The organism is Thermomonas sp. XSG (assembly GCF_014678725.1).
GTDB lineage: Bacteria > Pseudomonadota > Gammaproteobacteria > Xanthomonadales > Xanthomonadaceae > Thermomonas.
Window position 1 is genome coordinate 682,508 of the sequence record NZ_CP061497.1, and the last position, 23,550, is coordinate 706,057.

Annotated in this window: 19 protein-coding genes and 1 tRNA gene; 18 read left to right on the plus strand and 2 right to left on the minus strand. The window is 68.7% G+C overall.

Annotated features, from left to right (window positions below; translation table 11 throughout):
• Window position 1: 1 nt before the first annotated feature.
• Window positions 2-2,050 (minus strand): excinuclease ABC subunit UvrB, encoded by a 2,049-nt coding sequence (gene uvrB / locus ICG51_RS03185; RefSeq protein WP_190281614.1) that lies wholly within the window; start codon window positions 2,048-2,050, stop codon window positions 2-4.
• A 172-nt stretch (window positions 2,051-2,222) separates the two neighbouring features.
• Between uvrB and ICG51_RS03190 the strand changes: the two genes are divergently transcribed.
• Together ICG51_RS03190 and ICG51_RS03195 are read left to right on the plus strand one after the other, a co-directional pair.
• Complete coding sequence (locus tag ICG51_RS03190; protein WP_190281615.1) at window positions 2,223-2,753, plus strand: GspH/FimT family pseudopilin; 531 nt, start codon at window positions 2,223-2,225, stop codon at window positions 2,751-2,753.
• A gap of 116 nt (window positions 2,754-2,869) precedes the next feature.
• Window positions 2,870-2,946: transfer RNA gene (locus tag ICG51_RS03195), tRNA-Asn, on the plus strand.
• A gap of 179 nt (window positions 2,947-3,125) precedes the next feature.
• Here the strand turns inward: ICG51_RS03195 and ICG51_RS03200 are convergent.
• Window positions 3,126-3,761 (minus strand): lysoplasmalogenase family protein, encoded by a 636-nt coding sequence (locus ICG51_RS03200; RefSeq protein ID WP_190281616.1) that lies wholly within the window; start codon window positions 3,759-3,761, stop codon window positions 3,126-3,128.
• Between the two features lie 311 nt (window positions 3,762-4,072).
• On the opposite strand from ICG51_RS03200, the gene ICG51_RS03205 reads away from it, so the two are divergent.
• The 16 genes from ICG51_RS03205 (at window position 4,073) to ICG51_RS03280 (ending at window position 23,503) form a co-directional block, all read left to right on the plus strand.
• A complete protein-coding gene (locus tag ICG51_RS03205; protein ID WP_190282330.1) occupies window positions 4,073-5,560 on the plus strand; it encodes a GGDEF domain-containing protein in 1,488 nt (495 codons plus the stop codon).
• 76 nt (window positions 5,561-5,636) lie between these two features.
• Entirely contained in the window at window positions 5,637-6,359 is a 723-nt protein-coding gene (gene pyrH / locus ICG51_RS03210) for a UMP kinase (RefSeq protein ID WP_190281617.1), read from the plus strand.
• Between the two features lie 68 nt (window positions 6,360-6,427).
• Entirely contained in the window at window positions 6,428-6,985 is a 558-nt protein-coding gene (gene frr, locus ICG51_RS03215) for a ribosome recycling factor (protein WP_190281618.1), read from the plus strand.
• A 58-nt stretch (window positions 6,986-7,043) separates the two neighbouring features.
• Complete coding sequence (gene uppS / locus ICG51_RS03220; protein ID WP_190281619.1) at window positions 7,044-7,814, plus strand: polyprenyl diphosphate synthase; 771 nt, start codon at window positions 7,044-7,046, stop codon at window positions 7,812-7,814.
• Complete coding sequence (locus ICG51_RS03225; RefSeq protein WP_190281620.1) at window positions 7,811-8,662, plus strand: phosphatidate cytidylyltransferase; 852 nt, start codon at window positions 7,811-7,813, stop codon at window positions 8,660-8,662. The genes uppS and ICG51_RS03225 overlap by 4 nt, the downstream gene beginning before the upstream one ends.
• On the plus strand, window positions 8,647-9,828 hold the full coding sequence (gene dxr, locus ICG51_RS03230) for a 1-deoxy-D-xylulose-5-phosphate reductoisomerase (RefSeq protein WP_190282331.1): 1,182 nt from the start codon (window positions 8,647-8,649) through the stop codon (window positions 9,826-9,828). The genes ICG51_RS03225 and dxr overlap by 16 nt, the downstream gene beginning before the upstream one ends.
• Complete coding sequence (gene rseP / locus ICG51_RS03235) at window positions 9,825-11,183, plus strand: RIP metalloprotease RseP (protein ID WP_190281621.1); 1,359 nt, start codon at window positions 9,825-9,827, stop codon at window positions 11,181-11,183. The genes dxr and rseP overlap by 4 nt, the downstream gene beginning before the upstream one ends.
• 98 nt (window positions 11,184-11,281) lie before the next feature.
• Window positions 11,282-13,747, plus strand: a complete 2,466-nt coding sequence (gene bamA / locus ICG51_RS03240; RefSeq protein ID WP_190281622.1) for an outer membrane protein assembly factor BamA — start codon at window positions 11,282-11,284, stop codon at window positions 13,745-13,747.
• A 13-nt stretch (window positions 13,748-13,760) separates the two neighbouring features.
• On the plus strand, window positions 13,761-14,780 hold the full coding sequence (lpxD, locus tag ICG51_RS03245) for a UDP-3-O-(3-hydroxymyristoyl)glucosamine N-acyltransferase (RefSeq protein ID WP_190281623.1): 1,020 nt from the start codon (window positions 13,761-13,763) through the stop codon (window positions 14,778-14,780).
• Complete coding sequence (fabZ, locus tag ICG51_RS03250; RefSeq protein ID WP_190281624.1) at window positions 14,777-15,244, plus strand: 3-hydroxyacyl-ACP dehydratase FabZ; 468 nt, start codon at window positions 14,777-14,779, stop codon at window positions 15,242-15,244. Before lpxD ends, fabZ begins: the two co-directional genes overlap by 4 nt.
• Window positions 15,245-15,260: 16 nt before the next feature.
• Window positions 15,261-16,055, plus strand: a complete 795-nt coding sequence (gene lpxA, locus ICG51_RS03255; RefSeq protein ID WP_190281625.1) for an acyl-ACP--UDP-N-acetylglucosamine O-acyltransferase — start codon at window positions 15,261-15,263, stop codon at window positions 16,053-16,055.
• A 256-nt stretch (window positions 16,056-16,311) separates the two neighbouring features.
• Window positions 16,312-17,451: a lipid-A-disaccharide synthase gene (lpxB, locus tag ICG51_RS03260; protein WP_190281626.1), complete on the plus strand. Its 1,140-nt coding sequence runs from the start codon at window positions 16,312-16,314 to the stop codon at window positions 17,449-17,451.
• The gene (locus ICG51_RS03265) at window positions 17,448-18,062 is read left to right on the plus strand and encodes a ribonuclease HII (protein ID WP_190281627.1); all 615 of its coding nucleotides are present in this window, start codon (window positions 17,448-17,450) and stop codon (window positions 18,060-18,062) included. Before lpxB ends, ICG51_RS03265 begins: the two co-directional genes overlap by 4 nt.
• 121 nt (window positions 18,063-18,183) lie before the next feature.
• Window positions 18,184-18,813: a hypothetical protein gene (locus tag ICG51_RS03270; RefSeq protein WP_190281628.1), complete on the plus strand. Its 630-nt coding sequence runs from the start codon at window positions 18,184-18,186 to the stop codon at window positions 18,811-18,813.
• Window positions 18,814-18,913: 100 nt separating this feature from the next.
• Window positions 18,914-22,486, plus strand: coding sequence for a DNA polymerase III subunit alpha (gene dnaE, locus ICG51_RS03275; RefSeq protein ID WP_190281629.1), 3,573 nt, complete (start codon window positions 18,914-18,916; stop codon window positions 22,484-22,486).
• Between the two features lie 54 nt (window positions 22,487-22,540).
• Entirely contained in the window at window positions 22,541-23,503 is a 963-nt protein-coding gene (locus ICG51_RS03280; protein ID WP_190281630.1) for an acetyl-CoA carboxylase carboxyltransferase subunit alpha, read from the plus strand.
• The last annotated feature ends 47 nt before the right edge of the window (window positions 23,504-23,550 follow it).

Consider the following 23,550-nt stretch of genomic DNA (forward strand, 5'->3'; position numbering starts at 1 on the left):
CCTACAGGCTCGCCTCGCGAAGCCGGCGGATCTGGTCGCGGACGCGGGCGGCGTCTTCGAATTCGAGGTCGCGTGCATGCTGGTGCATCTTCTGCTCCAGCTCCCTGAGCCGGGCGGCCTGCTGGGCCGGGCTCAACCGCAGGTACTCCTGCTCCGGCTCGGCCACCCGCTTCGTCTTGCCACGCCCCTTCAGCTCGCCCGGTTCGGCGCGCGCGCCCTCCATCACGTCGCGCACGGCGCGTTGCACGGATTGCGGGGTGATGCCGTGCTCGGCGTTGTGTTCCAGCTGGCGGTTGCGGCGGCGGTCGGTCTCGTCCAGCGCGGCGCGCATCGAGTTGGTAACCCGGTCGGCGTACAGGATCGCCTTGCCACGCAGGTTGCGGGCGGCGCGGCCGATGGTCTGGATCAGCGAGCCGGTGCTGCGCAGGAAGCCTTCCTTGTCGGCGTCGAGGATGGCGACCAGCGAGACTTCCGGCATGTCCAACCCCTCGCGCAGCAGGTTGATGCCCACCAGCACGTCGAACACGCCCAGGCGCAGGTCGCGGATGATCTCCACCCGCTCCACCGTGTCCACGTCGGAGTGCAGGTAGCGCACCTTCACGTCGTGCTCGGACAGGTACTCGGTGAGGTTCTCGGCCATGCGCTTGGTCAGGGTGGTGACCAGCACGCGGTCGCCCAGCGCCACCCGCTCGCGGATCTCGCCCAGCAGGTCGTCCACCTGGGTGGCCACCGGGCGGATTTCCACCGGCGGATCGACCAGCCCGGTCGGACGCACCACCAGCTCGATGATCTCGTCGCCGGCCTCGCGCAATTCGTACGGGCCGGGCGTGGCCGAGACGTAGACGCTGCGCGGCGCACGCGCCTCCCACTCATCGAACTTCAGCGGCCGGTTGTCCAGCGCCGACGGCAGGCGGAAGCCGAACTCCACCAGCGTTTCCTTGCGCGAACGGTCGCCCTTGTACATCGCGCCGATCTGCGGAATGGTCACGTGCGACTCGTCGATCACCAGCAGCGCGTCCGCCGGCAGGTAGTCGAACAGCGTCGGCGGCGGGTCGCCGGGCGCGCGCCCGGTCAGGTGCCGGGAGTAGTTCTCGATGCCGTTGCAGTAGCCGACCTCGGCCATCATCTCCAGGTCGAACTGGGTGCGCTGCTGCAGGCGCTGCGCCTCGACCAGCTTGTTGGCGGCGTACAGGTGCTCCAGCCGTTCCCGCAGCTCGGCCTTGATCGTGTCCACCGCGCTGAGGGTGCGCTCGCGCGGTGTGGCGTAGTGCGTCTTGGGATAGACCACGTAGCGCGGCATCCGGCGCAGGATCTCGCCGGTCAGCGGGTCGAACATCGACAGCTGCTCGATCTCGCCGTCGAACAGCTCGATGCGCAGTGCCTCCAGGTCCGATTCGGCCGGAAACACGTCGACCGTCTCGCCGCGCACGCGGAAGGTGCCGCGGTCCAGCACCATCTCGTTGCGCGAATACTGCAGCGTGGTCAGGTGGCGCAGCAACTCTCGCTGGTCGATGCGCTCGCCGCGCGACAGGATCAGCCGCATCGCCAGGTAGTCCTCCGGCGCGCCGAGGCCGTAGATCGCCGACACCGACGCCACCACGATGGTGTCGCGCCGCGACAGCAGCGCCTTGGTCGCTGCCAGCCGCATCTGCTCGATGTGATCGTTGATCGAGCTGTCCTTCTCGATATAGGTGTCGCTGGACGGGACGTAGGCTTCCGGCTGGTAGTAGTCGTAGTAACTGACGAAGTACTCCACCGAGTTGTGCGGGAAGAACGCCTTGAACTCACCGTACAGCTGTGCCGCCAGGGTCTTGTTGGGCGCCATCACCAGGGTCGGCTTCTGCACCTGCTGGATCATGTTGGCGACGGTGTAGGTCTTGCCCGAGCCGGTCACGCCCAGCAGCACCTGCTTGGCCAGCCCGCTCTCGAAACCGGCGACGAGTTTTTCGATGGCCTGCGGCTGGTCGCCCGCGGGCGAATACGGCGACACCAGCTCGAAGCCGGCGGACGCGGTGGTCAGGTCGAGGTCGGACGGGACGGACTGGGTCATCTGGCGGCGCGCAACAAGGCAACCTGCGAGTTTACGCCGCCGCCATGACGCCGTCCGTCACGGAAAAACCCACGGTCCGGCCGGGGACTTTTCCGACCCGTCCACCCGCCACCCGCCGATGCCGCCCCCGGCGCGGTCAGCCCAGGCTGTGCCCACCTGCCGGAGCACTGCCATGCCCAAACGCCCTGCCGGATTCACCCTGATCGAGCTGCTGGCCACCACCTCCATCCTGGCCATCGTCGCCGGCATCGCGCTGTCACCGATGAGCGCGCTGCTCGAGCGCCACCGCGCTTCCGCCGCCGCATCCGCCTTGGTCGCCCACATGCAGCTCGCCCGCATGGCGGCCGTCAACCGAGGCCGCCGCGTGGTGCTCTGCCCGAGCAGCGACGGCGCCGGCTGCGACGCCGGCACCGACTGGAGTCCCGGCTGGCTGCTGTTCGTAGATCAGGACGGCAACCGGCAAGCCGACGCCACCGACGACATTCTCCGCGCCGACCAGCAGCCCACCAGCCGCCACCTCCGCATCGTCGGCAGCGCCGGGCGCCAGCAGCTGCGCTACCTGCCCGACGGCACCAGCGGCGGCAGCAACCTGACGCTCTCCATCTGCAGCCAGCGCGGCGAACTGCTGGCCCGGGTCATCGTCAACAACGTGGGCCGTCCGCGCAGCGAGCGGCCGTCGACGACACTCACCTGCCCCCGCTGAAGTCCTGCAGGACGGCGGATTGCGGCCTCTTCCGCCGCGACCGTACGCATGCCCCGCAGAAATTCGCGCGCAACCGCTTGCCCAACCGCAATGACCCGAATACAATGCGCGACCTCGCCCGAATAGCTCAGCCGGTTAGAGCACTTGACTGTTAATCAGGGGGTCGTTGGTTCGAGTCCAACTTCGGGCGCCATATTCAAAGACTGGGGTCGCTTCGGCGGCCCCAAGTTTTTTCCGGCGTAGCCAGAACGTAGCCGAGCGGATTGCCAGCCGAACGGCGTCGGCACGTCTCTCCTCCGAATCCAGCACCCGACCGCGGGGGCGCCGTACCCCACTCCGCTGCGGCGCCCGTGGGCCCTTGCGGCGTAATCGTCACCCCAACGACAGCGCGAACGCGAGCTGGGCCGCGTAGTACAGGGGCAGTCCCCACGCCTTGTTCGCAGGGCCCGGGGCAACGAAACGATTGCGCGCAACGGCGACGTCCGACGCAGCGAACGCCAGCGCGCCGGCCGCGTAACGCCAGTCCCCGCCGGCTGCGGTGGCCGAGATCGCCGGCGCCGCCATCGCCACCAGCGCCGCCACATAAGCTGTCACCGCCGACCGGTAGAACGCCCTCAGGTGCGGCCACAGCCAGCGCAGCAACACCAGGCCGCTTGCACCCATCACGCCAAGCGCGCCCCATAGCGCCGGCACCGCCAGCGGCAGTGACAGGAAGGCTGCCGCGAACGCGACATGCGCGGCCAGGAAGGTGAACAACCCTGCCAGGAACACACGGCTGCGCGCCGACAGCAGCAGCGCATCGCCGATCCAGCTCAGCACGAACGCCAGCAGCAGCCAGCGGCCGTGATTGCTCGCGGTGGCATCCAGCCGCCAGGCGATGGCAACGAAGGCGCTGCTGGCTGCCAGCTTGGCCACGACGCGCATCGGCTGCGCAGCGCGGTACTCCGCCCACACCAGTACGACGACGGCCAGCGCGCAGGCAAGCACCAGCCATGCGACGCCATTCATCGCCGCCGCCCCACCGGTCGCGCACGGAAATCCGCAGCCAACGCTGGCGGCGGCAACAACGGACACCCCATTTCCTCTCCCTTCACTCGGAAAGCACCCGGCTGCACTGCCCGCAGCGAGCGCGCTCGCTGACACAAGGACAGCGGCCGGCCGCGGCCGCGCATTCCGTTGACGCGCACGGCGGCAACAGTAGACGAGGCAACGGGAGAAGTCCCTCCCCCGGCGACACGCGAAACCACAAACTTCCCCCGCGGCTTACCACAACGCCTGTTCACACGCATACTAGGGCCTTGGAATCAAATCCACGCATGATGCGACCGGAACTCGAAGCCACCCTCCTGCACTGCCGCAACCTGCCATCGCCGCCCAGCGTCGCGATGCAGATCATTGCGCTCGCGCAGGACCCCAACGCCACCCTGGGCGCGGCCGCGCAGATCATCAGCGTCGATCCGGCCCTGAGTGCGCGACTGCTGCGGGTGGCCAATTCACCGCTGTACGCCACCCGGCGACGCATCGACACGCTCACGCAGGCGATGGCGATGCTGGGCCTGAACGCGACCCTGAGCCTGGCGCTCGGGTTCTCGCTGATCCACGGCCTGCGCGGCCACAACGGCACTGCCGAGCTCCAGGAGCGGATCTGGCGGCGCAGCGTGCTGGCGGCGATGGCGTCCAGGCTGCTGGGGCAGCAGGCCAACCTCAAGCGCGCCGAGTCGCTGATGCTGGCGGGGTTGCTGCAGGACATCGGCCGGCTGGCGCTGCTGCAGGCGATGCCGGAGGAGTATTCCGCGCTGTGCGCCGGCGCCGGCGACAATGCCGCGCTGCTGGCGCAGGAACGGGAACGCTTCGATGCCGACCACACCGACGTCGGCGCGTGGCTGGCGCGGAGGTGGAACCTGCCCGATTACCTGGTGGAGGCCATCGCGGCCAGCGAGCTGGAGGATGCGGAAGATCCGTTCCTGCGCTGCATCCAGGCCTCCGGTGCGATTGCCGACCTGTGGCTTGCGCCAGCCGGGGAAAACGATGCCGAGCGCGCTCTGGCCTGCGCCCGGACCGACTCGTGCACTGGCCGCGGCGAAGAGGCGCTGGCCGAGGTGCTCTCGCTGCTGGCGGTCTCGCTGCCGGAGATCAGCACCCTGTTCGAGGTGCGCATCGAACAGCCCTTACACCTGCAGGCGATTTCCGATGAGGCGCGCGAACTCCTGATCCTGCGCAACCTGCGCCAGATCCAGGATGCCTCGCAATCGCACCAGGAGGCGCAGGCCACCGAGGAACGCATGCGCCAGCTGAGCGAACAGGCGCGCCGCGACCCCCTCACCGGGGTGTACAACCGCCTGCACATGGAAGAAGTGCTGGAGCAGGAGTTCGCCGCGGCCGGACTGCACCCGCTCACGGTCGCGCTGGTGGACCTCGACGACTTCAAGAAGATCAACGACCGGTTCGGCCATCTGGTCGGCGACCAGGTACTCCGCCAGTTCGCCCAGACCGTGCAGCGCACCCTGCGCAGCACCGACCTGATCGCACGCTACGGCGGCGAGGAATTCCTGCTGGTACTCAACTACTCCAGCGAATCCTCCGCGCGCCAGGTATTGCAGCGGCTGCTGGAAGAGGTGTCGCGCACGCCGATGGCGATCGTCGACGGCCAGCCAGTGTTCACCACCTTCTCCGCCGGCATCGCCACCCACAACGGCGAGCCCGAGAACCGGTTCGAAAGCGTCCATGAGCTGCTTCAGGCAGCCGACGACGTGCTCTACGGCGCCAAGCGCGAGGGCCGCAACCGCGTCCGCCTGCACGGGGCATGACCGCGCCGCGGCGCAGTGCTGAGGCGCCGCGCGGTTTCCGCTAGAATCCGCGGGTTTTCCATTGCCCGAGGCACCCATGTCCAATCTCGCCTATCGCCGCGTCCTGCTGAAGCTGTCCGGCGAGGCGCTGATGGGGGACGAGGACTACGGGATCGACCCCAAGGTCCTGAACCGGCTGGCGCGCGAGGTCATCGAGGCCAGCGAGGCCGGCGCCGAGATCGCGCTGGTGATCGGCGGCGGCAACATCTTCCGCGGCGCCGGCCTGGCCGCGAGCGGGATGGACCGCGTCACCGGCGACCACATGGGCATGCTGGCCACGGTGATCAATGCGCTGGCCATGCAGGATGCGCTGGAAAAGCTCGGCGGCAAAGCGCGGGTGATGAGCGCGCTGAAGGTCAACGATGTATGCGAGGACTACATCCGCCGCCGTGCCGTGCGCCACCTGGAGAAGCGCCGGCTGGTCATCTTCGCGGCCGGCACCGGCAATCCGTTCTTCACCACCGATTCCGGCGCCGCCCTGCGCGCCATCGAGATCGGCGCGGACCTGCTGCTGAAGGCGACCAAGGTCGATGGCGTCTACGACAAGGACCCGAAGAAGTACCCCGATGCGGTCAAGCTGGACATCCTGACCTATGACGAGGTCATCTCGCGCAATCTGCAGGTCATGGACACCGCCGCCTTCGCCCTGTGCCGCGACGCCCGCCTGCCGCTGCGCATCTTCGACATGGCCGAGCCCGGCGTGCTGCTGCGGATCCTCCGCGGCGAACCGATCGGCACCCTGGTCCGCGCCCGCGACTGATCCGCACGCCCGGCGGCACCAGCCCCGCTTATAATCGCGGGTTTGCAGACCATCCCCGGAGCGCCGCCATGTTGAACGAGATCAAGAAAGACGCCCAGGCCCGCATGGCCAAGAGCATCGAGGCGCTGCGCCACAACCTGGTCAAGGTCCGCACCGGTCGCGCCAACGCCGGCCTGGTCGACAGCATCAAGGTCAACTACTACGGTTCCGACATGCCCCTGTCTCAGGTCGCCAGCGTGTCGGTGGCCGACGCCCGCTCCATCGTCATCACCCCGTGGGAGAAGCAGATGGTGGGCGCGGTCGAAAAGGCGCTGCTCGCCTCCGACCTCGGCCTGACCCCGAACACCGCCGGCACCACCATCCGCCTCAACATCCCGGCCCTGACCGAGGAGCGCCGCCGCGACCTGACCAAGGTCGTGCACAGCGAGGGCGAGGACGCCAAGGTGGCGGTCCGCAACATCCGCCGCGACGCCAACCACCAGGTCAAGGAACTGCTGAAGGACAAGCAGATCACCGAGGACGAGAGCGCGCGCACCGAGGCCGAAATCCAGAAGATCACCGATGCCGCGATCAAGGACGTGGATGATGTGATCAAGGCGAAGGAAGTCGAGCTGATGTCGGTTTGATCGACGTGGCCGGCGACCGCGAGGCTTCGACCGTGACCGGGCCGTGCCCTTGAGCGGCATGGCCAACCTGCACGCGGACGCGCCCGCCGCCGGCGGCGTGCCGCGGCACGTTGCCATCATCATGGACGGCAACGGCCGCTGGGCGCAGCAGCGCCATCGCCCGCGCCTGGTCGGCCATCGTGCCGGCGCGCGCGCAGTCAAGCGCAGCGTGGAGTTCTGCCTGGAGCGGGGGATCGGCGCGCTCACCCTGTTCGCGTTCTCGAGCGAGAACTGGAACCGGCCGGCCGAAGAGGTCGGCGGCCTGATGAAACTGTTCCTCGGCGCGCTCGAACGCGAGGTCGAGGAGCTGCACCGGCTCGGCGCGCGACTTCGCTTCATCGGCGAGCGCGGCCGCTTCGACGGCGCGATCCTCGCCCGCATGCAGGCAGCGGAAACGCTGACCGCCGGGAATGCCCGGCTGCATCTCAACATCGCCGCCAGCTACGGCGGCCGCCAGGACATCGCGGTGGCGGCACGCGCGCTGGCCGAGGACGTCGCCGCCGGCCGGCTGCGCCCCGAGCAGATCGACGAGGACGCGCTGGGTGCCCGCGTGGCGCTGGCCGACCTGCCCGCCCCCGACCTGTTCATCCGCACCGGCGGCGAGCTGCGGATCAGCAATTTCCTGCTCTGGCAACTGGCCTACACCGAACTCTGGTTCACCGACGCACTATGGCCCGACGTCGACGCCGCGCTGCTGCAGACGGCGCTGGACGACTACGCCGGGCGCGAACGCCGCTTCGGCCTGACCAGCGCCCAGCTCGGGCAAACCGCACCCGGAGGAATAACGTGACCAAGACCCGCATCCTGGCCGCCCTGGTCATGGCACCGTCCGTCATCGGCGCGGTCCTGCTGCTGCCCACCGGGTGGCTGATGCTGCTCAGCGCGCTGGTCTTCCTGGCGGCAATGTGGGAATGGCTGAAGCTGGCCGACATCGAAGACGCGCTGGCGCGCAGCATCCTGCTGGCCTGCAACCTCGCACTGATGGTGGCACTGGTGTGGGGATCGCGCTCGCAGCACCCGGGGGCGTTGCCACTGTTCCAGCTGACCGTGGTGCTGGGGGTGGTGTGGTGGCTGCTGGCGCTGCTGTGGCTGCGCCATTACGACTTCGCCTCCCGCCACGACGGCAATGCACGGGTATTCAAGCTCGCCGCCGGCACCGCCGCGGTGGTGCCTGCCTGGTGCGCGCTGGCGGTGATCCACGCCAGCCAGCCCAACGGACACCGTTGGCTGCTGCTGGCGTTGCTGCTGGTGTGGGCGGCCGACAGCGGGGCCTATTTCACCGGCCGCAAGTTCGGTGGGCAATGGTTCGGGGGGCGCAAGCTGGCGCCGCGGATCAGCCCGAACAAGACACTGGAAGGCGTGGCCGGCGGCGTCGGCCTGGCGATGCTGGTGGCGATCATCGGCGCCCTGCTGATCGGCGCCAAGGCCAGCCAGCTGCCGGCGGTCGCGCTGGTGGCGGCGGTGACGGTGGTCTTTTCCGTGGCCGGTGACCTGTTCGAAAGCCTGCTCAAGCGCCACGTCGGCGTGAAGGATTCCGGCACCCTGATCCCCGGCCATGGCGGCGTGCTGGACCGCGTCGACAGCGTGCTGGCGGCGCTGCCGGTGTTCGCGCTAGGCAAGATCTGGCTGGGGTTCTGAACATGCAGCGGGTAGCGGTCCTCGGTGCCACCGGCTCGATCGGCACGTCCGCGCTGGACGTGATCGCGCGACATCCCGGCGCCATGCGCGCCAGCGTGCTGGCGGCCGGCAGCAAGGTCGACGGGTTGCTGGCACTGTGCCTGGCGCATCGCCCGGAGCATGCGGTGATCGCCGACCAGGCCGGCTATGCGGCGCTGCGCGACGGCCTGCGCGAAGCCGGTCTGGCCACCCGGGCGCACGCCGGCAGCGAGGCATTGGAGGCACTGGTTGCCGGCGATGCCTGCGATACCGTGGTCGCCGCGATCGTCGGCGCCGCCGGCCTGCCCTCCACGCTTGCCGCCGCCCGCGCCGGCAAGCGCCTGCTGCTGGCCAACAAGGAGTCGCTGGTGCTGGCCGGCGAGCTGCTGATGCGCGAGGCGCAGGCAAACGGCGCCACCATCGTCCCGATCGACAGTGAACACAACGCCATTTTCCAGTGCCTGGCAGACGGCAACGCGCCGGCGCGGATCACCCTGACCGCCTCCGGCGGCCCGTTCCGAGGCTGGACCCGGGCCAGGCTCACCACGGTCACCCCGGCGCAGGCGGTGGCGCATCCGAAGTGGTCGATGGGGCCGAAGATCTCGGTCGATTCCGCCAGCCTGATGAACAAGGGACTGGAGGTGATCGAGGCCCATCACCTGTTTGGCGTGCCGGGCGACGCCATCCGCGTGCTGGTGCACCCGCAGTCGCTGGTGCATTCACTGGTGGATTTCGCCGACGGCAGCACCCTCGCCCAGCTCGGCCTGCCGGACATGCGCACCGCGCTGGCGGTGGGGCTGGGGTGGCCGCGGCGGATCACGTCCGGGGTCGGCCCGCTGGATCTGCTGGCGCAGGGCGGCCGGCTGGAGTTCGAGGCGCCTGACCTGGATGCCTTCCCCTGCCTGGCGCTGGCGTTCAGCGCGCTGGCCGCGGGTGGCACCGCGCCGGCGGTGCTCAACGCCGCCAACGAAGAGGCGGTTTCAGCCTTCCTTCAGGGCCGGATCGGTTTTCTGGACATCCCCGACACCGTTGCCGCCACCCTCGACGCCATGCCGCCGCAGCCCGCCGACTCGATTGATGCGCTGCTGGCCGCCGATGCCGGCGCGCGCACGCGCGCACGTGGGCGCATCGCAGGGGCAGCGGCGTGAGCGATTTCTTCGGTTCGTTGTGGTGGCTGCTGGTCGCGCTGGGGGTGCTGGTCACCTTCCATGAATTCGGCCATTTCTGGGTTGCGCGCCGCTGCGGGGTGAAGGTGCTCCGCTTCTCGGTGGGTTTCGGCAAACCGCTGTGGACGAAGATCGGCAAGGACGGCACGGAGTACGTGATCGCGGCGATCCCGCTGGGCGGCTACGTGAAGATGCTGGACGAACGCGAGGGCGACGTGGCCCCGCACGAGCTGGGGCGCGCATTCAACCGCGCCTCGGTCTGGCAGCGCATCGCCATCGTGGCTGCGGGTCCCCTAGCCAACCTGTTGCTGGCGTTCGGCCTGCTGTGGGCGATGCTGGTGATCGGGCGTCCCGATTACGCGCCGGTGGTCGGCAGCGCCACCGGCATCGCGGTGCAAGCCGGACTGCAGCCAGGCGATCGCATCCTGGCGGTTGGCGAGCGCGACACCCCCACCTGGAGCGAGCTGGGCATGGCGCTGTCGGTGGCCGCGCTGGATCGCCAGCCGGTGCCGCTGCGGATCCAACGCAAGGACGGCGGCACCGCCACCCGCTCGCTGCCGCTGCAGAAACTGCCGGTGCAGGCGGACGAGCTGCGCGCGATCGGCGAGATCGGGCTGGTGCCCCGCCATCTGCTGCTGCCGGCGCTGGTCGGCAGCGTGCGCGAGGGCACGCCGGCCTGGGGCGTGCTGGCCGAGGGTGACCGCATCACCGCCATCGACGCCCACCCGGTGGCCAGCTTCGAGGACATCGCCCCGCTGGTCGCACGGCTGGGCGAGCGTGGCGTGCCCGGCATGGTCGAAGTGGAGCGTGACGGCGAGCGACTGGCGCTGGAGCTGGCGCCGCAGCAAATGTCCGGCGAGGATGGGCAGCGGCGCTGGATCCTCGGGGTCGGCAACGCCGCCACCGGCCCGGCGCCCCATGACGCCACCCTCCGCTACGGGCCGCTGGCGGCAATCCCCGCGGCCGCACGCGAAACCGGCTTCCAGGCCCGCCAGCTGGTGGACATGATCGGCCGCGCCCTCACTGGCCGTGTGTCGGTCCAGAACACCGTTTCCGGTCCGCTGACCATTGCCCGCGCCGCCAATGACTTCGCCGCCCGCGGCCCGGCCTGGTTCCTGAACTTCCTGGCCCTGCTGTCGGTCAGTCTGGCGTTGATCAACCTGCTGCCGATTCCCGTCTTGGACGGGGGTCACCTGCTGTATTACCTTATCGAGCTTGTCATCCGCCGCCCGCTGGGCGAGCGGGCCATGGCTGTCGGCCATTACATCGGCCTTGCGATCATCGCAGGGTTGATGGGGCTGGCGTTCTACAACGACATCCTGCACCTGGTGTCGTGACCCTACCCCGGCTGGCGCGCCCGCGCCGCCGCATTTCCCCGCAACAGGGTGCTGCGATACTGCAGCGCCGGACCAGGCAGCTCAACAGGATGTTCCGAATGACCCGACCCATGCACCGCCGCCTGCTCACCCTTGCCCTCGCCTCGGCGCTCTCGCTGCCGGCACTGGCACAGACGGCGCTCGCGCCCTTCACGGTCAGCGACATCCGCATCGACGGCCTGCAGCGCATCGGCGCCGGCACCGTGTTCACCTACCTGCCGATCGAGCGTGGCGACACCCTCGACCAGGGCAAGGCCGCTGAAGCCCTGCGCGCCCTGTACAAGACCGGCTTCTTCGAGGACGTGCGGCTGGACCGCCAGGGCGGCATCCTGGTTATCAGCGTGGTCGAGCGCCCGGCGATCAACAAGCTGACCCTGTCCGGCAACAAGGACCTCAAGACCGAGGACCTGACCAAGGGTCTGAAGGACATCGGCCTGGCCGAGGGCGAGACCTACAACCCGCTCAACCTGGACCGCGTGACCCAGGAGCTGACCCGCCAGTACAACAACCGCGGCAAGTACGGCGTGCAGATCACGCCCTCGGTCGAGCGGCTGGACCGCAACCGCATCAACCTGACCATCAACGTCAAGGAAGGCAAGGCGGCCAAGATCCGGCACATCAACCTCATCGGCAACGAGACCTTCGAGGAAGAGGACATCACCAAGGCCTGGGAATCGCACACCAGCAACTGGATGAGCTGGTACAAGCGCGATGACCAGTACTCGCGCGAGAAGCTGTCCGGCGACATCGAGAAACTGAATTCCTGGTACCTGGACCGCGGCTACGTGGACTTCAGCCTGGACTCCACGCAGGTGGCGATCAGCGGCGACCGCAAGGGCATGTTCATCACCGCCGGCCTGACCGAGGGCGAGGTCTACAACTTCGCGGACGTCTCCGTGTCCGGCGACACCGTGCTGCCGAAGTCCGAAGTCGAAACCATCGTCAGCTTCATCAGGCCTGGCAGCACTTTCTCCCGTGGTCTGCTGGAAATGGCGACCACCGCGATCACCGCGCGCCTGTCCAACATCGGCTACGCCTTCGCCCGGGTCAATCCGGTGCCGAACATCGACCGCGACAAGCGCACCGTGGCGGTCGATTTCCAGGTGCAACCCGGTCCGCGCGTGAACGTGCGCCGGATCGTGTTCAAGGGCAATACCCGCACCGCCGATCCGGTGCTGCGCCGCGAGATGCGCCAGTTCGAGGGCAGCTGGTACTCGCAGGCGGCGATCGACCGCGGCAAGGTCCGCCTGGACCGCCTCGGCTACTTCGAGGAGGTCAGCGTCGACAGCGAACCGGTGGCCGGCACCGATGACCAGGTCGACGTGGTCTACACGGTCAAGGAAACCACCTCCGGCAGCATCGCGGCCGGCGTCGGCTATTCGCAACTGTCCGGCCTGAACCTGTCGCTGCAGCTGTCGGAAAACAACTTCCTCGGCACCGGCAACCGCGTCTCCACCGCGATCACCCGCAGCGACTACCAGAAGCGCTACGACTTCTCGTACGTGAACCCCTACTTCACCGACGACGGCATGTCGCTGGGCTACAACCTGTGGTGGCGCGAGTTCGACTACTCCAGCTTCAACGTCGCCTCCTACTCCACCAACAGCGGCGCCTTCCAGGTGTTCATGGGGCTGCCGCTGAGCGAAACCGATTCGATCTCGCTGATGGTCGGCCTGGACAGCAACGAGATCCTGGCGTTCGAGGGCTCCACCCCGCAGCCGCTGGTCGACTACGTTAAGGCGGTCGGCCAACGCACCTTCCACAGCTGGCGCGCGCAGGTGGGCTGGGGCCGCGATACCCGCAACAACTACTTCACCCCCGTGATCGGCGGCACCCAGAACCTGTCGGCCGAGATCGCCCTGCCCGGCTCCACGGTGGAGTACTTCAAGCTGCAGTACGACATCTCCAAGTACTGGCCGCTGCATCCGGCACTGGTGGTCAAGACCGCGCTGAACGTCGGCTACGGTGACTCCTACGGCAAGGACTACACCCGCAACATCTGCTTCACCGCGCCCACCCTGGTGGACACCAACAACGACGGCCAGGGCGATACCTACGTCCCCGGCCCGGTCGGCACCGATCCCTGCCTGACCACGTCGCCGGACTACCTCAAGACCGTCACCGCCACAGGCCTGCCGTTCTTCGAGAACTTCTACGCCGGTGGCATCGCTTCCAGCGGCCGGGTCCGCGGCTTCATGGACAACACCCTCGGCCCGGTGCACACCTCCAGCTTCGGCTATCGCCAGCCGCTGGGCGGCTCGGTGCTGCTGGCCGGCTCGGTGGAGGCAATCTTCCCGAAGCTGTTCGACAGCCCGTCGGCACGCGTCTCCGCGTTCCTGGACGTCGGCAACGTCTACAACGGCTGGGACAACTTCGACGCCGGCGAACTGCGCGCGTCCGCTGGCGTGGCGCTGCTGTGGCGCTCGCCGATGGGCCCGCTGTCGATCAGCTACGCGCTGCCGATCCGCAAGAAGGACGGCGACCAGATCGAGCGGTTGCAGTTCAATTTCGGCGGCCAGCTCTGACGGCAACGGCGGCATGAGCCTGCCGACCTTCACCGCCGCCGAGCTTGCTGCCCGCTTCGGGCTGGAGCTTCGCGGCGAGGACCGCGTCGTGGCCGGCGTTGGCACCCTCGCCGACGCCGCGCCATCGCAGTTGGGCTTCCTGGCCAATCCGCGCTATCGCGGCCAGCTGGCGCAGACCCGCGCCGGCGTGGTGGTATTGCGCGCCGAGGACGCCGACGCCTGCACCGGCACGGCGCTGCTCGCGCGCGATCCCTACGTGGCATTTGCGCGCATCGCTGCGCTGTTCGAGCAGCGGCCAACGCACGCTCCCGGCATCCATCCGAGCGCGGTGGTGGACCCGAGCGCGCAGGTCGACCCGGCCGCCAGCATCGGTCCGCACGCCAGCATCGGCGCGCGCAGCAGGGTCGATGCCGGCGCGAGCATCGGCCCCGGCTGCGTGGTCGGCGACGACTGCACGGTCGGCGAGGACTGCGAACTGCAGGCGCGGGTGACCCTGTGGACGCGGGTGCGGCTGGGCAAGCGGGTGCGCATCCTGCCGGGTGCCGTGCTGGGCGCAGCGGGATTCGGCATGGCGATGGAAGGCGGGCACTGGATCAACGTGCCGCAGCTGGGCGGCGTGGTGGTCGGCGATGACTGCGAAATCGGCGCCAACACCACCATCGACCGCGGCGCGCTGGGCGATACCGTGCTCGAAGAGGACGTGCGCCTCGACAACCAGATCCAGATCGGCCACAACGTGCGCATCGGTGCGCATACCGCCATGGCCGGCTGCGCCGCGGTGGCCGGAAGCGCCAGGATCGGCCGCCACTGCCTCGTCGGCGGCGGGGCCGGCATCCTCGGCCATCTCGAGATCTGCGACCGCGTGGTGATCACCGCGATGTCGCTGGTCACCCATTCGATCCGCGAGCCCGGCGAGTATTCTTCCGGCACCCCGTTGATGGACAATCGCAGCTGGCGCAAGAGTGCCGCCCGCTTCAAGCAACTCGACCGCATCGCCCGGCGCAGTCCCGGCGAGGCGAAGGACACCGAATGACCGACACCACAGCAACGCCGGCGCTGCCCGCCACCATCGCCGACATCCAGCGCCTGCTGCCGCACCGCTATCCGTTCCTGCTGGTGGACCGGGTGGTGGAGCTGGAGCCGAACAAGCGCGTGCTGGCCTACAAGAACGTCAGCATCAACGAACCGTTCTTCCAGGGTCATTTCCCCGGCAAGCCGGTCATGCCCGGTGTGCTGGTGGTGGAGGCACTCGCGCAGGCCGGTGGCCTGCTGACCCAGCTTTCCACCGCGGCGGGTGATCCGCAGACGGAAACCTTCTACCTGGTGAAGGTGGACAACGCGAAGTTCAGCCGGATGGTGGTGCCTGGCGACCGCCTGGAGCTCGACGTCGAGCTCAAGCGCCGCATCCGCAACATGGCCCAGTACGTGGGCGTGGCGCGGGTCGACGGCGAGCAGGTCGCCTGCGCCGAGATTCTGTGCGCGGCATCGCGCGACTGAGCCAGCACCAATAGTCATGAGCAGCCACGACGCCAGCGCCATCCACCCCACCGCCGTGATCGACCCGCGCGCGCGGATCGGCGCGGGCGTGCAGATTGGTGCCTATGCGGTGATCGGCGCCGAGGTGGAGGTGGGCGACAACACCCGCATCGGCCCGCACTGCCTGATCGAGGGCCCGACCCGGATCGGCCACGACAACGTGTTCCACGGCTACGCCGCGATCGGCGGCGAGCCGCAGGACAAGAAGTACCGCGGCGAGCGGGTGGCACTGGAGATCGGCGATGGCAATTCGATCCGCGAATTCGTCACCATCAACCGTGGCACCGGCGACGGCGGCGGCCTGACCCGCATCGGCAGCCGCAACTGGATCCTGGCCTACAGCCACATCGCCCACGACTGCATCGTCGGCGACGACTGCGTGTTTTCCAACAATGCCACGCTGGCCGGCCATGTCACCGTCGGCAACCACGTGATCCTGAGCGGCTTCTCCGGCGTGCACCAGTTCTGCCGGATCGGCGACCACGCGTTCATCGGCATGGGGGCCTTCGTCAATGGTGACGTGCCGCCGTTCCTGATGATCGCGCAGGAGAAGTACGCGCGTCCGCGCGGGATCAATGCCGAGGGCCTGAAGCGCCGCGGCTTCGACGCCACCCGCGTCGCCGCGATCAAGCGCGCCTACCGGGCGCTGTACATGGGCGAGGCGAGATTGGACGAAGCCAAGCTCGAGCTGGCGGAGATCGCCGCGAGCAGCGAGGACGTGCGCGCCTTCCTCGATTTCATCGACGCTGGCGAGCGGCCGTTGCTGCGGTGATTTTGATCGGCTGTGTCGCACCTGCGGCGGGGGCGGACTCCAAGTCGCTCCCCGATACTCGCTTGGTTGGAGTCCGCCCCCGCCGCAGGTGCGACCCGATTTCATCGCGAGTGACAAGAATGCAGGCTGCTCCAACGCGCGACACAACCAGCGCCATCGCGCGGGCTGGCCTGTGTCCCGACAAAGCGAATAACGTGGGGCGGCTCGGGACACAGGCCAGCCCGCGCGATGGCGCGACCCAGAAGCAAAACAAGCCATGACCCCACGCATCGCCCTCTGCGCCGGCGAAACCTCCGGCGACCAGCTCGGCGCCGGCCTGATCGAAGCGCTGCGCGAACGTTTTCCCGATGCCCGGTTCGCCGGCATCGGCGGCGATGCCATGCGCGCGGCCGGCATGGACACGTGGTTCGACGCCGACGAACTGGCGGTGATGGGACTGGCGGAAGTGCTGGCGCACCTGCCGCGCCTGTTGAAGCTGCGCAAGGCCTTCCGCCAGCGCGTGCTGGAGTGGAAGCCCGACGTGTTCATCGGCATCGACGCACCGGACTTCAACCTCGGCGTGGAGCGCTGGCTGAAACAGCGCGGCGTGCGCACCGTGCACAATGTCAGTCCTTCGATCTGGGCCTGGCGCGAGAACCGCGCGCTCAAGATCGGCGAAAGCGCCGACCGCGTGCTCTGCCTGTTCCCGATGGAGCCGCCGATCTACGCCCGGCACGGCGTGGATGCCGCCTTCATCGGCCATCCACTGGCCGATGCCATTGCGTTGCAGCCTGATCGCGCCGGCGCACGCAGCGTGCTGGGCGAATCCAGCGATGCGCCGCTCCTGGCGCTGCTGCCCGGCAGCCGGCTGGGCGAGATCCGGCGCATGCTGCCCGACTTTGCCGAAGCCGCGCGCCGGCTTGCCGCGGAGGTCCCCGGCCTGCGCGTGCTGGTACCGGCGGCAAACGCGCAGTGCCGCGCCACCATCGACGCCATCCTCGGCGATGCGCCGGGATTCCGCGTCATCGACGGACAGGCGCAGCCGATCATGATCGCCAGCGACGCGGTGCTGCTGGCATCCGGCACCGCCGCGCTGGAGGCGATGCTGTGCAAGCGGCCGATGGTGGTGGGCCACCGCATCGCGCCGCTGACCTACCGCATCGTGCGGATGTTCGGCATGCTCAAGTCCGCGCACGTCAGCCTGCCCAACGTGCTGGCCGGCGAGGAACTGATCCCCGAACTGCTGCAGGACGACTGTACGCCGGACAACCTGCACGCCGCACTGCTGCGCTGGTTCCGCGACGACGATGCGGTGGCGGCCCTGCAGCCGCGCTTCCTCGCCATCCACCAGACGCTGCGCCGCGATGCCTCCGCGCGCGCCGCCGACGCTGTGGCGCAGCTCCTGCAGCAGCCATGAACCTGCGCGTTGCCGGAATCGACGAAGCCGGACGCGGCCCACTGGCCGGACCGGTGGTGGTGGCCGCGGTGGTGTTCGCGCCGGGTCGCACGCCGGTGAACGGGCTGGACGATTCCAAGGCGCTGACCGGGAAGAAGCGCGAGCTGTTGTATCCGCGCATCCTCGAACGCGCGCTGGCGTGGAAGATCGTGTTCGTCGAGGCCGACGAGATCGACCGCCGCAACATCTTCCAGGCCACCATGCACGGCATGCGCGAAGCGCTGCTCGGCGTGGCCCACGTCGCCGACTGCGCGCGCATCGACGGCAACCGCCTGCCGAAGGACCTGCCCTGCCCGGCCGAGGCCTGGGTGGGCGGCGACGCACGCGACCGCGCCATCATGGCCGCCTCGATCCTTGCCAAGGTCGCGCGCGATGCGCGCATGCGCGAATTGCATGCGCAGCATCCGCAGTACGGCTTCGACCGCCACAAGGGCTATCCCAGCCCGCTGCACTTGGCCGCACTGCAGGCACACGGCCCCTGCCCGCAACATCGGCGGAGCTATGCGCCGGTCCAGCGCGCACTACGTGAACAATTCAGGGAAGAATCGGTCCACCCCACTTCCGGCACGTGACACTTATTCGACTGCGACGTAGGTTAGGCCTGCATTGACAGATGCGGCCGCGTGTACGGATCGGCCGACGCTTGCACGCCGCCTTCCCCCGCATGTCGGCATCGCGAGGTACGTCATGCTCATGCGTACAGTCAAACACCAACCCGCCGCGTTGCCATGGCAACAGCGTCCCGGCAAGAGCCTGCGTCGCCATGCCGGCAGCCACCTGCTCACCCCCGAGGCGGTGGCGCAGTTCGACCGGTACATGCACCGGATCAACCCGCAGGCCCCGCAGATCGACGCCGACCGCATCGCCACCTTGGCGCGCTGGCTGCAGGATCTGCCCGAAGACCAGGCTCGGAACTTCCTGGGCGACCGCCTCTCCCGCTTCGAGCTGCTGCGCGCGATGCGCGACGACTCCGACTGGAACGCGAGCGACGACAGTCGCCGGCGGATCGATGCGCTGCTGGCCTATTTCGACCACGGCGACGGCGAGCAGCTGATCCCCTCAGGCATCCCGCTGCTCGGCCTGCTAGACGACGTGCTGCTGCTCGAAATGGCGTGGCCGGCCCTGCAGATCGAAGCCGAGGACTACCGCGATTTCTGCGGATTCCGCGACGACGAGCAACCGCGGGGCAGCGCGGCCGAGCAGCGCGAGGCCTGGGTCCGGGCGCGGCTGGAGGCATTGGCGCTGCACCGCCATCACGCACGCGTCAACGCCAGCCACTACGCAGACAGCGGCAGACCCAGCCAGCCCTTCAGGATCGGTTGACGGACTTCGGCAGCGTGGACGTTCGGGCTAGCGGCAGTGTCAAGTCCTTGTCCGAATGAGTGCCGCGGCCTAACCTGCGGGCTTCGCCTGCGGTACGCCGATGCCCGCCCGTTTCGTCCACCTGCACCTGCACACTGAATTCTCGCTGGCGGATTCCACCATCCGCGTACCCGAGAAGCCCGACTATGCGCGCCCGGAAAAGGCCGGCGACCGGCCCAACCTGCTCAGCCGCGCGGTGGAACTGCAGCTGCCGGCGCTGGCGGTCACCGATCGCAACAACCTGTTCGCGCTGGTCAAGTTCTACAAGGCGGCAGAAAGCGTGGGCATCAAACCCATCGCCGGCGCCGACGTGCTGGTGGCAGACGGCGGCGATGCGCCCTCCCAGCTCACCCTGCTGTGCCGCGACCAGGACGGCTACCTCAGCCTGTCGCGTCTGCTCAGCCGGGCCTGGTTGGAGGGCCAGCGCGGCGACTGCGTGGCGATCGAGCCGGAATGGCTGCGCGACGACCATGCCGGCCTGTTCGCGATCGCCGGTCGCGCCAGCCTGGCCGGGCGGCTGGTGCAGGCCAATCGCCATGACGTCGCCGAAGCGCAGCTGGCGGAATGGCGCCGGGTGTTCGGGGACGACCTGCACCTGGAGCTGACCCGCACCGGCCGCGACGGCGAGGAGGCGTTCAACCAGTTCGCCCTGCACGCATCCGGCAAGCTCGGCCTGCCGGTGGTGGCCAGCAACGACGTGCGTTTCCTCGATGCCACCGGGTTCGGCGCGCACGAGGCGCGGGTATGCATCTCCAGCGGCCGCGTGCTGGATGATCCGCGCCGCCCGCGCGACTACAGCGCGCAACAGTACCTGCGCTCGACCGAGGAAATGGTCGAGCTGTTCGCCGACGTGCCGGACGCGCTGGACAACACTGTGGCGCTGGCGCAGCGCTGCAACCTCCAGCTGAAGCTGGGCACCTATTTCCTGCCCGCCTACCCGGTGCCGTCCGACGAGACCCTGGACAGCTGGATCCGCAGCGAATCGCGGCGCGGGCTGGAAGCGCGATTGCAGAAGAACCCGCTGGCACCCGGCAAGACCCGCGAAGACTACGACGCGCGGCTGGAATTCGAGCTGGACACCATCATCAAGATGGGCTTCCCCGGCTACTTCCTGATCGTGGCCGACTTCATCCAGTGGGGAAAAAACCAGGGCATCCCGATCGGCCCCGGCCGCGGCTCCGGCGCCGGCTCGCTGGTGGCGTGGGCGCTGCAGATCACCGACCTCGACCCGCTGCCGTACAACCTGCTGTTCGAGCGCTTCCTCAACCCGGAACGCGTGTCGATGCCCGACTTCGACATCGACTTCTGCATGGACCGGCGCGACGAGGTCATCGACTACGTCGCCCGCAAGTACGGCCGCGAGCGGGTTTCGCAGATCATCACCTACGGCACCATGGCCGCCAAGGCGGTGCTGCGCGACACCGGCCGCGTGCTCGGCTTCGGCTACGGCATGGTGGACGGCATCGCCAAGCTGATCCCCAACATCCTCGGCATCTCGCTGAAGGACGCGATGGGCCAGGGCAAGGGCGGGATGGATGGCGAGATGGCCTCGCCCGAACTGATCCAGCGCTACGAAAGCGAAGACGACGTCCGCGACCTGATCGACCTGGCGCTGCAGCTGGAGGACCTCACCCGCAACGCCGGCAAGCACGCCGGCGGCGTGGTGATCGCACCCTCGCCGCTGTCCGACTTCTGCCCGCTGTACGCCGAACACGATCACGGCACGCGGGGCAAGAACCCGGTCACCCAGTTCGACAAGGACGACGTCGAAGCGGTGGGGCTGGTGAAGTTCGACTTCCTCGGCCTGCGCACGCTGACCATCATCGACTGGGCGGTGAAGGCGATCAACACGCGTCGCGCGAAGGAAGGCGGTGAACCGGTCGACATCGCCGCGATCCCGCTCGACGACGCGTCCGTCTACCGCAACATCTTCGCCAACGGCAATACCGGCTCGGTGTTCCAGTTCGAATCCTCCGGCATGCGCCGCGCGCTGAAGGACGCCAAGCCCGACCGCTTCGAGGACCTGATCGCGCTGAACGCGCTCTATCGCCCCGGCCCGATGGAGATGATCCCGTCGTTCGTGGCGCGAAAGCACGGCACCGAGACGTTCGAATATCCCGACCCCCGCACCAGGGGGATGCTCCAGGAGACCTACGGCATCATGGTCTACCAGGAGCAGGTCATGCAGATGGCGCAGATCGTCGGCGGCTACTCGCTGGGCGGCGCCGACCTGCTGCGCCGCGCGATGGGCAAGAAGGTGCCGGCCGAGATGGCCAAGCACCGCGAGATCTTCCGCGAGGGCGCGGCCAAGGGCGGCGTCAGCGCGGCCAAGGCCGACGAGATCTTCGACCTGATGGAGAAGTTCGCCGGCTACGGCTTCAACAAGTCGCACGCCGCCGCGTACTCGCTGGTCGCCTACCAGACCGCTTGGCTGAAGCAGCATTACCCGGCGGAGTTCATGGCCGCCACCCTGTCCAGCGACATGGACAAGACCGAGAAGGTGGTGGCCTTCCTCGATGAGGCACGCGGCCTCGGCCTGGCGGTGCTGCCGCCGGACGTGAATGCCTCCGCGTACATGTTCGAGGCGACCACGCCGGACACCATCCGCTACGGCCTGGGCGCGGTGAAGGGCGTGGGCCAGGGCGTGTGCGAGGCGATCGTGGCGGCCCGCGACGGCGCCGGCCCGTTCCGCGACCTGCTCGACTTCTGCCAGCGCGTCTCCGCCGCAGGCCTCAACAAGCGCACGCTAGAAGCGCTGATCCACGCCGGCGCGATGGATGCGCTGGCGGTCAACCGCGCCTCGCTGATGCTGCAGCTGCCGGAGGCGATGAAAGCCACCGACCAGATGGCGAAGAACCGGGAAGCCGGCATGTTCGACATGTTCGGCGGTGGCGGCGGCGCCGACATCCGCGTGGAACTGCCGGAGACCACCGAGTGGCCGCTGGCGCAGCTGCTGCAGGGCGAACACGACACGCTGGGCCACTACCTCAGCGGCCATCCCATGGATCCTTACCGGGACGACGTGCAGAAGCTGGTCGGCCACGACCTGTCGGCGTTGGCGGGGATCTGGGAGGGCGCCGCGCGCAGCAGCCGCCCGCAGGAAGGCCGCAGTTGGCGGCCGATGGTGCAGACCGTCGTCGCAGGCCAGGTCATCGGCATGCGCAAGCGCGGCGAATCGCAGGCCTTCGTGCAGCTGGAGGACGGCCGCGGCCGGATCGAATGCGGCTTCTTCAACGAACAGTGGCAGGAATTCGCCCCGCTGCTCACCCGCGACCGCATCCTGGTGGTCGAGGGTGGCCTGCGCGAGGACGAGTTCAACGGTGGCTACTCGCTGCGCGCCAGCCGCTGCTGGGACTTCGCCCAGATCTGCGGCCAGCAGGCACAGCGCATTTCCATTCGCATCGATCTGCGCGTGCCCGGGGCACAGCAGCAGCTGGAGCAGGTGCTGAAGGCCCATGCCGGCCCGACCCCGGTGCTGCTGGAGGTCGCCACCGCCGCCGGCATCGGCCGGCTGACGGTAGGCGGCGGCCGTGGCCTGCAGGTGGACGCCAGCCTGCCCGGCCTGCTGCGCAGCCTGCCGGGCGTCAGCACGGTGCAGGTGCAGCTGGCGCGGCCGTGGACGGCGGCCAACTGATCCTGCCAGCCCTACGCCTCGGTACGGCGCCCCCGCTGCGATAAACTCCACGGGATGAACCCGAATTACCTCGACTTCGAGCAGCCCATCGCCGACCTGGAGACCAAGATCCAGGAGCTGCGGCAGGCCAGCGACGGCCCGGCGCTCAACATCGACAAGGAAGTGCAGGCGCTGCAGGACAAGCTGCGCAAGCGCACCGCGACGATCTTCCGCGACCTCACGCCATGGCAGGTGTCTCAGCTGTCGCGCCACCCGCAGCGGCCATACACGCTGGACTACCTGCGGGTGATCTGCGACGAGTTCCAGGAACTGGCCGGCGACCGTGCCTTCGCCGACGACCAGGCCATCGTCGGCGGCCTGGCCCGCATCGACGGTCGTCCGGTCATGGTGATCGGCCACGAGAAAGGCCGGGACACCAAGACCAAGGTGCGCCGCAACTTCGGCATGCCCAAGCCCGAGGGCTACCGCAAGGCACTGCGGCTGATGAAGATGGCGGAGCGCTTCGGCCTGCCGATCCTGACCTTCATCGACACCCCCGGGGCCTGGCCGGGCATCGACGCGGAGGAGCGCGGCCAGTCCGAGGCCATCGCGCGCAACCTGCTGGAAATGGCGGAACTCACGGTGCCGATCCTCTGCACCGTGATCGGCGAAGGCGGCAGCGGCGGCGCACTGGCGATCGGCGTGGGTGACCGCACCATCATGCTGGAGTACAGCACTTACTCGGTGATTTCACCGGAAGGCTGCGCCTCGATCCTGTGGCGCGATTCCGCCAAGGCCAAGGACGCCGCCGAGCAGCTCGGCATGACCGCCAAGCGCCTGCATGGGCTGGGCCTGATCGACAAGGTGGTGCGCGAGCCCACCGGCGGCGCGCACCGCAATCCGGTGCAGATGGCCAAGCGCCTGAAGGCGGTGCTGCTGCGCGAACTGGACGCGCTGGAGAACCTGCCCGCCAACGAACTGCTGGAGCGCCGCTACCGCCGCCTGCGCGCCCTCGGCGCCTACGACCTGGCCTCCTGATCCCGGCACGCTGGGCCCGCCCGGCGATGCGTCGCGACCTGCCGCGC

Coding starts and splice junctions, on each gene's coding strand:
- lpxB (WP_190281626.1), top strand. CDS start 16,312: ATGACCCCACGCATCGCCCTCTGCGCCGGCGAAACCTCCGGCGACCAG.
- pyrH (WP_190281617.1), top strand. CDS start 5,637: ATGTCCAATCTCGCCTATCGCCGCGTCCTGCTGAAGCTGTCCGGCGAG.
- ICG51_RS03200 (WP_190281616.1), bottom strand. CDS start 3,761: ATGAATGGCGTCGCATGGCTGGTGCTTGCCTGCGCGCTGGCCGTCGTC.
- bamA (WP_190281622.1), top strand. CDS start 11,282: ATGACCCGACCCATGCACCGCCGCCTGCTCACCCTTGCCCTCGCCTCG.
- ICG51_RS03265 (WP_190281627.1), top strand. CDS start 17,448: ATGAACCTGCGCGTTGCCGGAATCGACGAAGCCGGACGCGGCCCACTG.
- uppS (WP_190281619.1), top strand. CDS start 7,044: ATGGCCAACCTGCACGCGGACGCGCCCGCCGCCGGCGGCGTGCCGCGG.
- frr (WP_190281618.1), top strand. CDS start 6,428: ATGTTGAACGAGATCAAGAAAGACGCCCAGGCCCGCATGGCCAAGAGC.
- dnaE (WP_190281629.1), top strand. CDS start 18,914: ATGCCCGCCCGTTTCGTCCACCTGCACCTGCACACTGAATTCTCGCTG.
- fabZ (WP_190281624.1), top strand. CDS start 14,777: ATGACCGACACCACAGCAACGCCGGCGCTGCCCGCCACCATCGCCGAC.
- ICG51_RS03205 (WP_190282330.1), top strand. CDS start 4,073: ATGCGACCGGAACTCGAAGCCACCCTCCTGCACTGCCGCAACCTGCCA.
- ICG51_RS03190 (WP_190281615.1), top strand. CDS start 2,223: ATGCCCAAACGCCCTGCCGGATTCACCCTGATCGAGCTGCTGGCCACC.
- uvrB (WP_190281614.1), bottom strand. CDS start 2,050: ATGACCCAGTCCGTCCCGTCCGACCTCGACCTGACCACCGCGTCCGCC.
- ICG51_RS03270 (WP_190281628.1), top strand. CDS start 18,184: ATGCGTACAGTCAAACACCAACCCGCCGCGTTGCCATGGCAACAGCGT.
- lpxD (WP_190281623.1), top strand. CDS start 13,761: ATGAGCCTGCCGACCTTCACCGCCGCCGAGCTTGCTGCCCGCTTCGGG.
- ICG51_RS03280 (WP_190281630.1), top strand. CDS start 22,541: ATGAACCCGAATTACCTCGACTTCGAGCAGCCCATCGCCGACCTGGAG.
- lpxA (WP_190281625.1), top strand. CDS start 15,261: ATGAGCAGCCACGACGCCAGCGCCATCCACCCCACCGCCGTGATCGAC.